Source organism: Marinobacterium sp. xm-d-564 (assembly GCF_013283345.1).
GTDB lineage: Bacteria > Pseudomonadota > Gammaproteobacteria > Pseudomonadales > Balneatricaceae > Marinobacterium_E.
Map to the genome: position 1 here is coordinate 101,229 of NZ_WBYO01000009.1, position 8,970 is coordinate 110,198.

At 41.5% G+C, this 8,970-nt stretch carries 9 protein-coding genes and 1 pseudogene; all 10 read left to right on the plus strand.

Features of this window, described 5'->3' with window-relative positions; all coding sequences use genetic code 11:
- Positions 1-3 precede the first annotated feature (3 nt).
- The gene (locus XMD564_RS09815; protein ID WP_173508254.1) at positions 4-639 is read left to right on the plus strand and encodes a bifunctional 2-polyprenyl-6-hydroxyphenol methylase/3-demethylubiquinol 3-O-methyltransferase UbiG; all 636 of its coding nucleotides are present in this window, start codon (positions 4-6) and stop codon (positions 637-639) included.
- Positions 640-642: 3 nt separating this feature from the next.
- Positions 643-2,202, plus strand: coding sequence for a hypothetical protein (locus XMD564_RS09820; protein ID WP_173508255.1), 1,560 nt, complete (start codon positions 643-645; stop codon positions 2,200-2,202).
- Between the two features lie 30 nt (positions 2,203-2,232).
- Entirely contained in the window at positions 2,233-3,333 is a 1,101-nt protein-coding gene (gene pseG, locus XMD564_RS09825; RefSeq protein WP_173508256.1) for a UDP-2,4-diacetamido-2,4,6-trideoxy-beta-L-altropyranose hydrolase, read from the plus strand.
- A complete protein-coding gene (pseH, locus tag XMD564_RS09830; RefSeq protein WP_217364297.1) occupies positions 3,330-3,851 on the plus strand; it encodes a UDP-4-amino-4,6-dideoxy-N-acetyl-beta-L-altrosamine N-acetyltransferase in 522 nt (173 codons plus the stop codon). The genes pseG and pseH overlap by 4 nt, the downstream gene beginning before the upstream one ends.
- A gap of 3 nt (positions 3,852-3,854) precedes the next feature.
- A complete protein-coding gene (pseI, locus tag XMD564_RS09835; RefSeq protein ID WP_173508257.1) occupies positions 3,855-4,916 on the plus strand; it encodes a pseudaminic acid synthase in 1,062 nt (353 codons plus the stop codon).
- A gap of 3 nt (positions 4,917-4,919) precedes the next feature.
- The gene (locus XMD564_RS09840; RefSeq protein WP_173508258.1) at positions 4,920-5,840 is read left to right on the plus strand and encodes a hypothetical protein; all 921 of its coding nucleotides are present in this window, start codon (positions 4,920-4,922) and stop codon (positions 5,838-5,840) included.
- Between the two features lie 10 nt (positions 5,841-5,850).
- Complete coding sequence (locus XMD564_RS09845) at positions 5,851-7,113, plus strand: hypothetical protein (protein WP_173508259.1); 1,263 nt, start codon at positions 5,851-5,853, stop codon at positions 7,111-7,113.
- A 158-nt stretch (positions 7,114-7,271) separates the two neighbouring features.
- Positions 7,272-7,727: a DapH/DapD/GlmU-related protein gene (locus XMD564_RS09850; protein ID WP_217364298.1), complete on the plus strand. Its 456-nt coding sequence runs from the start codon at positions 7,272-7,274 to the stop codon at positions 7,725-7,727.
- A 333-nt stretch (positions 7,728-8,060) separates the two neighbouring features.
- Complete coding sequence (locus XMD564_RS09855) at positions 8,061-8,453, plus strand: MBL fold metallo-hydrolase (RefSeq protein WP_173508260.1); 393 nt, start codon at positions 8,061-8,063, stop codon at positions 8,451-8,453.
- Between the two features lie 52 nt (positions 8,454-8,505).
- A pseudogene (locus XMD564_RS11435) lies at positions 8,506-8,970 on the plus strand (transposase); the annotation flags it as partial.

The following is an 8,970-nucleotide window of genomic DNA, read 5'->3' on the forward strand; positions in this document are numbered from 1 at the left end:
TTTATGAATCAAAGTGAAATATTTAAGACCGGCGAAGGCGATGCTTGGTTTGATAGAAATAAATCAGCTCTCGAACTTGGAGGTAAAAGCGTAGACACTCAATTTATTGAGGAAACATTAAAATATTTTCATGAAGAAATAAATTCAATTCTGGAAATAGGTTGCGCTGATGGTCGAAAGCTTGAAGCGCTATGTGAGAGTTTTGCTGCACGAGGGGTCGGTATTGATCCGTCAAAAAAAGCAATAGATTCGGGACTTGCTAGAACAAAACGTTCCTTAGATCTTAAAGTGGGAACGTTAGAAGATGTAGAGCTAAATGATGGCCAGTTCGATATGGTTTTTTTCGGGTTTTGTTTGTATCTGATCCCCAGGGATAAGCTACAAGAGATGTTAGCAAAGGCCGATAAATTAATACGGGATGGTGGTTTCCTTATTATTACAGACTTTGATCCACTCAAATCGATTGTAAATAAATATTCGCATGCTGATGATGTTTTTTCTTATAAAGAGGATTACGGAAGATATTTTATTGAGAAAGGTTATTTTTTAATCGAGAAACACAGCTTTTCTCATTATTCAGATTCCTTTTCAAAGGATTCGAATGAGAGGGTAAGTGTTCAGATATTATTTAAAGGATAATCTATGAATATTGGCATAGTAGTTATTTATCCTTGGCGACTACACGTTGAGCAGTCGAGGATATTGGAGAAAATACTGAATGAAGCTGGGCATAATGTTTGTTTTTTAGACTGTTCTGGAAGCGACAATAATTGCTATTCTAAACTTCTCGGTCGTTCGTCGTCTGTAGCTTGTAAGCTCTGCAAGATCTCCAAAATAAATCGTATAACAAGAAGTAACATTGACTTCATAGAACATAAACCTGCGGATGTAAAGGCTGTCGAAATTGACCCTGAAGTAGCCAAGGGTGCAAGGTCTAGTTTTACTTCGATAAAAAGGTTTGAGGCGTTCAGAGAAGAATTTTTTCTGGATGATGATTTCAAAGGTCTATATTCGTTATCAAAAAGTGCTTACACATCGGCCAGAGACTGGATTGATAGAAGAGATCTAGATTCTGTATTTGTTTTTAATGGCCGTATGGATATGCTGAATTCTATTTTTAAGGCATGCGTGGATGCGGGTTTAAAAACTTACTCTTTTGAACGAACGTGGTTCGGCGATGGTTTTCAGATTCTCAGAGACGAAGATTGTCTCGGTTTAAAATATATTCATAGTCAGTCAGTCGTTTGGAAAGAGCGGCAGCTTACGCAGGAGCAAAGTAATGCTGCAGCTGAGCTATTATATAAGAGATTTTCGGGCACGTCAGATAATGAGTGGCGACAATACACAAATAAATTAACTTCATCGGAATTTGTTGAGCATATAAAACATGAGTTGCTTGTTCTACCTAGCAGCATGTGTGAAGTTTCAAACCATCCTGATTGGGAAATGCAATGGCCTTCTCAAATTGATGGATTTGAAAAGATAATAACTAAATTACAATTAGATCCAGATCAGGTTTTGGTGCGTGGACATCCTGTATGGTCTGAAAGAATCGGAGGAATTGATGGAGCTCATCTTAATGAAGACTACAGAAGATGGGCGATGGAAAAAGGTTACCAGTACATCGACTCTTCTGATGAAACATCGACCAACCAACTGATTTCCCAGTCGAAGGTTGTACTGGTTTCAGTATCTTCGGCTGCTATTGAAGCAGCAATTTTAGGTAAGTTAGTAATCAGCATATCACCGAATCATTTCTCTGAGGCGGGAATATCTATTAATTTATATAATGATAGTGAACTTAATGGATCTGATATTAATTTGATATTTAAGCAAGGCGCTTACAAAAACTCTGATGTTTTTTCTATTAATGCGCTTAGGTTCGTTTACCTAATGGCATACCGACTTCCTTTTTTATCGAGGAATATTAAGATGGATTCGGCAAATAGCTATTCGTTGATTGATGGTTATTCGAGTGATGCCATAAATATTTTTATGGCCGGTAGGATGATACTTGATGAAGCATATGAAGCTTCAAATCGCAACTTTGAGATTGACGTCTTAAAAGCTTTACGTGAACAGAACTTTAAACCAATGCATATTTCTAAAATCGATAAAAATAGTATTGTCAAACATAGATCACTAATCGCGAATATAGTGTTATATTTGAGGAGTTTTTTTCGTAAGGGTGATTCACTGTAGTGTTATCCAGATACTTAAGAGATTCCTTTTGTGCAAATATTTTTTAGGACTGATGCTTCCGTACAAATTGGAACTGGGCATGTCCAGCGTTGCCTGACACTAGCAGATGCACTTACTCGCCAAGGCCATGAATGCTGGTTCATTTGCCGAGAACATCCTGGGCATCTTGGTGATTTAATCGTCAGTAAAGGTCACAACCTAACCTTGTTACCGGCTTCATCAGATACTCCACCGCAGCAGCATAGAATCGCATCCGACGACTACGCACGCTGGTTGGGCGTACCCTGGCAAGTGGATGCCAACGAAACGTTGGAAGCGTTTTCAACACTAAAGCCGGACTGGCTGGTCGTAGACCATTACGCACTTGATGCACAGTGGGAACGCACGCTTTCAAGCGCAGTGAGCAAAATCATGGTGATCGATGATTTGGCAAATCGGCCACACGAATGCGCACTACTGTTAGATCAGAACCTTGGCCGTGTTGCAGAAGATTATGACGGGCTGTTACCGCTTGAGTGCCTTCGATTGGTTGGCCCACGCTATGCGCTATTGCGACCTGAATTTGCAGAGTTCCGAGAGCAAAGCCTGATACGCCGAAAGCCCCCGAAACTTAAACGCATTCTTATCTCACTCGGCGGTGTTGATTGCACCAACGCGACCGGTCAGGTACTTACAGCACTTGCGCAGTCGTCACTACCAGTCGGTACTGAGCTGGATATCATTATGGGGGCTACTGCCCCATATTTGAAGGAAGTCCGCCGGCAAGCAGCACAGTTGCAATTTACAGTAAGGGTAAGTGTAGATGTGCAAGATATGGCAAAGCGGATGTTTCTTGCAGACTTATCTATAGGTGCAGCGGGAGGTACTTCATGGGAGCGCTCTTGCCTTGGGCTGCCCGCTATTTTGGTAGTATTAGCAGAGAATCAAGTATCTGGCGCAGAGGCATTAGAAACCGCAGGTGCAGCGAGAACGATTTGTGAACCTTCACTGATAGGAGAAATGTTGCCTTCAATTTTTACAGAGCTATCAAATTCGGCTTACCTAATGGATATGAGCAACGCGGCGGCCTTTATCACAGATGGTAACGGGGTTTTCAAAGTCGTCAGCATTATGAGCGCTATTGAAAGATGAAGTTGATGAACGAACATAGGCTACGTCAGATGGTCGAGGATGACCTTGAGCAGGTGCTAGAATGGCGTAACCACCCGGAGGTGAGAATTAACATGTATTCCACCCACGAAATCCGGCTGGATGAGCATCGGGGTTGGTTCGCCAACGCGAGCAACAACCCAGCAGTAGCTCTGCTGATTTATGTACAAGATGGTAAATCGCAAGGCTTTGTAAACATTACACGTACCCGAAGCGTCGAAGTGGCAGACTGGGGCTTTTATCTGTCACCTGATGCACCCAAGGGCAGCGGCAGTAGCTTGGGAAAGCTGGCACTAAACTATGCATTCGCACAGTTAAACCTTCACAAAGTTTGTGGGCAAGCGCTTGGGTTTAATACACGCTCAATCGCCTTTCATAAAAGACTAGGTTTTACAGAAGAAGGCTGCCTGCGGGAACATCACTTTGATGGCATCCAATTTCATGATGTTTTGTGCTTTGGTCTATTGAGTGCCGAGTGGCGAGGACCAGTTGAGGGTTAATTTATGAACGAGCCTAAAATTGTAATAGCAGGTCGGGAAATTTCGCGGAATCAGTCACCTTATATAATTGCTGAACTCTCCGCTAACCATAACGGTAAGCTGGAAACTGCACTCAAAATCATCGACGAAGCTGCCAAAGCAGGTGCCGACGCTGTCAAGCTACAAACCTATCGCCCCGACACCATCACGCTGGACTCAGACTCTGAAGAATTCAAAATCAAAGGTGGTTTGTGGGATGGTAGAACACTCTATAATCTCTATGAAGAGGCACATATGCCTTGGGAGTGGCACAAGCCCTTGTTCGAATACGCGGCAAAAGTTGGCATTACCATATTTAGTTCTCCCTTTGATACTACTGCAGTAGACTTGCTCGAAGAACTGAACGCCCCTGCATACAAAATTGCATCATTTGAAGCAGTAGACCTGCCGTTGATTCGCTACGTGGCAGCGACGGGCAAGCCGATGATTATTTCCACCGGCATGGCAGATGCCGAGGAAATCCAAGAAGCCATCACCGCCGCACGAGAGGGTGGTTGTAAAGAGCTGGCGATTCTCCATTGTGTCAGCGGTTACCCGGCCCCCGCAGAAGATTACAACCTGCGTACCATCGGCGATATGATCGAACGCTTTGGTCTAGTGACGGGGCTGTCAGATCACACTCTGGATAATACGACAGCTATCGCGGGCCTAGTGCTCGGAGCATCTATTATTGAAAAACATTTCACCTTAGATCGCAACGGCGGGGGGCCTGATGACAGCTTCTCATTGGAACCCCAGGACTTAAGTGAGCTTTGCAGGAATTCGAAAACTGCGTGGAGATCTATTGGAAGTATAGATTACGGTAGAAAATCCAGCGAGGTAGGCAATATTCAATTCCGCAGGTCCCTCTACTTCGTCAACTCCCTAGCTGCAGGTACGATCATCGGACCGTCCGATGTTCGCAGTGTTCGACCGGGCTTTGGGATAGCACCGAAGCATTTAGACCAGGTGATCGGCAGAAGATTATTGCGTCACGTTGAGTTTGGTGAGCCTGTAAGTTTCGATGACATTGATAGGGGTAAATAAGCAATGAATTACCTGAAGCGTATGAAGCAGTATCTGGATCATCCCTCCTATTCAATGATGCGACTTTTTGCCAGGTTTGAAATCTTTCGAGTGTTAGCACCTAATATAATCAAAATGCTGAAAATTAGACAGCCAGCGGTCGCGAGAACAATAAGTTCTAGTACAGTCTTTCCAAATATCGATGAACATAGAATTATTCAAGACTTAAAAAAAACAGGTGTATCTTTTGGTATAAAACTGCCGAAAGATATTGTCGAGGGCATTCGACAGTACGCTGAGAGCGCTTGTTGCTATGCAGATCGAAAACTTGATAAGGGGTTCTACGTTAGAGAGCACGCCGAAGCCTCAAAAAAACTCAATAAAGAAATACTCGTAGCTCAATATTTTAATAGTGCGCATGAATGCAGAGAAATTGGTCAACTAGTTAATGACCCGATGCTCCATAAAGTGGCAAAAGGATACTTGGGCGAAAATTCCAGATTTGTAGGAGTGAACCTCTGGTGGACTTTTCCGGTGAATGCGTCTGACGAAGATCGGTACCGTCATGCTCATAAATTTCACCGCGATGTTGATGATTTTAGGTTTTTCAAGTTTTTCTTCTATTTAACAGATGTTGAGATCGGAGATGGCGGGCACGTAGTTGTGAAAAATTCCAAAGGAAAACCGCCAACCCGCACATTATTAGATAGATGGAATATAAGACGTTACTCTGATGATGAAATAACTTCTCACTATCCCGTCGAAGATATTGTAGAAGTTGCCGGCTTAGCCGGCGACGGATTCGCAGAAGATACATGGTCAATACATAAAGGCAAAACCCCAAAAAAGAGTGCCCGTTTACTTTTACAATTCCAGTTTTCACTGAACGACTTCGGAGTAGTTAGTGATGAGCGAGATCCAAGTCAACTCCGAATGATAAACTAAGTACCCATAGATGATTCAAAAGACTCGGACTCGGACTCGGACTCGGATGCTGGGCTATATTCCGCTACTAGGGTTGTCTATGGTGCTTATGCTCGCGCGAAGCTTAGTACAAGCTCAAGTGTTGAATGTAGAGGAATATGCAAGCTATAACGTGAGTCTTTTGATCTCCTCATCATTTTGTGTGTTGGGCGCATTGGGGCTGCAGTCAATAAGTCAGAGGGATTTGCCTCTGTATCTGAAACAGGGGAAACTGACAAAATCACTGAAAAACATAGCGCAGGCAATCATAGTAACTTTATTTTTGGGCGTGTTCTTTCTGCTGATTTGGGTTTTTACCTACCCATCAGAATCTACCTATAGTGGGAAAGTAGTTGGAGCAGGCCTTGCGCATGGTGCTTTGCAGCAAACATTCCTTTTGCTAACAATATTCAGTCGAAGTAACTTAATGATGGTTACGTTTTCTATGGAGTACCTTTCGAGATCAATTCTGGTTTTCTTCGCTGGATATTTAGCTTCCATTTGTTTTGAAACCGCCTCGACTACAATTTTAGTGGAGGCGATTGCAACGCTGTTGGTCTGCAGTTTTATATTTATCCAAACGTTTGTAAAAAATAATATATCGACCTTAAGGTTTTTGTATATTGCTGCATTGGGAATAAGAAAGGTTAGATGGAAGGAGCCTTTAGGCTTGATGATGTTGATGTTGGTCTCTTTTGGCGCTGAAAATATTGATAGATGGCTATCCGTTTTTTTTCTTGATAAGCCTTCTCAGGCTTTGTATTCATTTTCGATGATAATCGTTTTGGCGGCTCAATCTTTTCAAGTTGTCCTTAACTCGAGTTTGTATCCAATATTGGCTCAAAAGCCTGAGCGTATGAAAGAAAATTATATATTAATATTAAAAATAGCATTCACTTTAATCATTTCAGGTTTCTTGTGCTATATTCCTTTTAGTTATTTTTTGGAGTTTTATCTTCCAATTTACTTTGCGGATTATGTTGATATTCTAAATTTTTTTCCATTGGTTTACACACTAGCAATAATTCGTGTTTCTGATTTTTGGAGCTCCTATCTTTTGATATGCCGGAGGGAGCGTATATTGATATGCATTGCATTAATTGGAATTTTTAATTTTATAATATCTCTGTCATTCATAAAAGTTTTTTTCGAAAACGTTGGGAGTATCAATATGATATATTATTCAATTCTTACTTCAGTTATCATAAATTATATTCTGTTGTTGTTTAATTCTGCCCGAGTTGCATATAGATGAAAAAGCTAATGTCAATCTACACTCGATCAATCTTCCATTCGCTCACTGTATTTTTTTACTTTATCGCGAAGCGATCCTGGCTAAGTCCGTCAGGTATTTATAAAGGAATGATTTCTAGAGCGATAATTGGGAACGGAGTTAGAGTTAAAAGAGATTGCTTGTTTAATTTAGAGGGGGGGGGGGCGTTGATTCTTGGGAATCGTGTGTGGATATCACATAGTGTAGAAGTTGATGTGGCGGGTTTAATCTGCATAGGAGATGACACAACTGTTCAAAGAAGAGCAACCCTGAATGGTAATATAAAGATTGGTAGATCATGTATTATTGCGCCAAACGTATTTATTTCATCAGGTACTCATCCGTTTAGAGAATATTCGAATTTAAGCATCAGGGAGCAAGAAGAGAGGATTATTGAAATTGAAGGTGATTTGAGCAGACTCGACAAGCCGATCTCAATTGGTGATGACTGCTGGATCGGTGTAAATGCCGTAATTTGCCCCGGAGTTAGCATAGGGAATGGAGTAGTTATCGGGGCTGGTTCGGTAGTCACGCACGACGTTGAGGATTTTCTGGTTGTTGCTGGATCTCCAGCAAGGGTTATAGGCAATCGATAGATGAGATACGCAATTTCTCTGATTTTTTGTTAGCAGACTTTTTTGGTTTTCATTATCCCTTTAAATCCAATCTACACTGGTTCGAAGCATGCTGGCTGGCAATCCCTTGATGACTCGATAATTTAAGACTTATTTGCAACCTATGGAGGTGTGTAATGATTTCTTATGGTGATATGAAAGCTGAAATTGAACAATTCAGCAGCAGATGATTTAAGCTAAGAAGAACGAACAAGCTAAAGCACTGAGAAAAGTAAAGCGACTCTGCAAAGATTTTGATCTATTGCTTAAATCATCTGCTGCTGAAAGGTTAATTATCAGAAGGAATAATAAACAATGAAAATTACACATCTTCAAAGCTCAACCCAAATTATACATCTAGGCGAAATTAAAGTATTAACAGATCCTTGGTTAACAGATGGAGAATACTATGGAAGTTGGTATCACTACCCTCCTTTTGAAAGCAAAAATTTTGAAAAATTAGAATACGACTATATTTATGTATCGCATATTCATCCAGACCATCTTAGTGAGAGAACTTTTAAAGCTTTACCATTTAAAAAACCGGTTATAATTCACAACTATGATTCAAAGTTTGTAAAGCGAAAGTTAGAAATGCTTGGATTTGAAGTAATTGAATGCGACAACGCCGTGCCATTTAAATTTGATAATGGCGGCTCGATAACAATTTACGCAGCAGATAATTGTGACCTATCCCCCAAAAACTAGACCATGACCTCGATGAGATTTCCATTTAACCTAAAGGGATGGAGATCTCGATATGAAGAAGCGTTACACCGAAGAACAGATCATTAAGGCGATCAAAGAGCATGAGGCAGGAGCCAAGGTAGATGACATCTGCCGTAGGCTAAATGTATCAGCTGGAACCTTTTACAACTGGCGAAGTAAATATGCTGGTCTTGAGGTTAACGAAGCCAAACGCCTTCGTGAGCTTGAAGCTGAAAACAATAAACTCAAGAAGCTTCTAGCGGAGAAGTTACTTGAGGTCGATGCGATGAAGGATGTTCTCTCAAAAAAGTGGTAAAGACCGCTCAGCGTAAAGAGGTGGTCACACATCTGATTGAACATCATAACTTAAGTGAAAGAGCTGCTTGCAGGCTGGCTTGTTTAGGCAGATCGAGCTTTCGATATGTAGCGGCGCCAACTGATGATTCAGCACTTCGGTATCGATTGAAAGAACTGGCTGCAAAGCAGTCAGCTTACGGTTATTTGATGCTGCACAGTC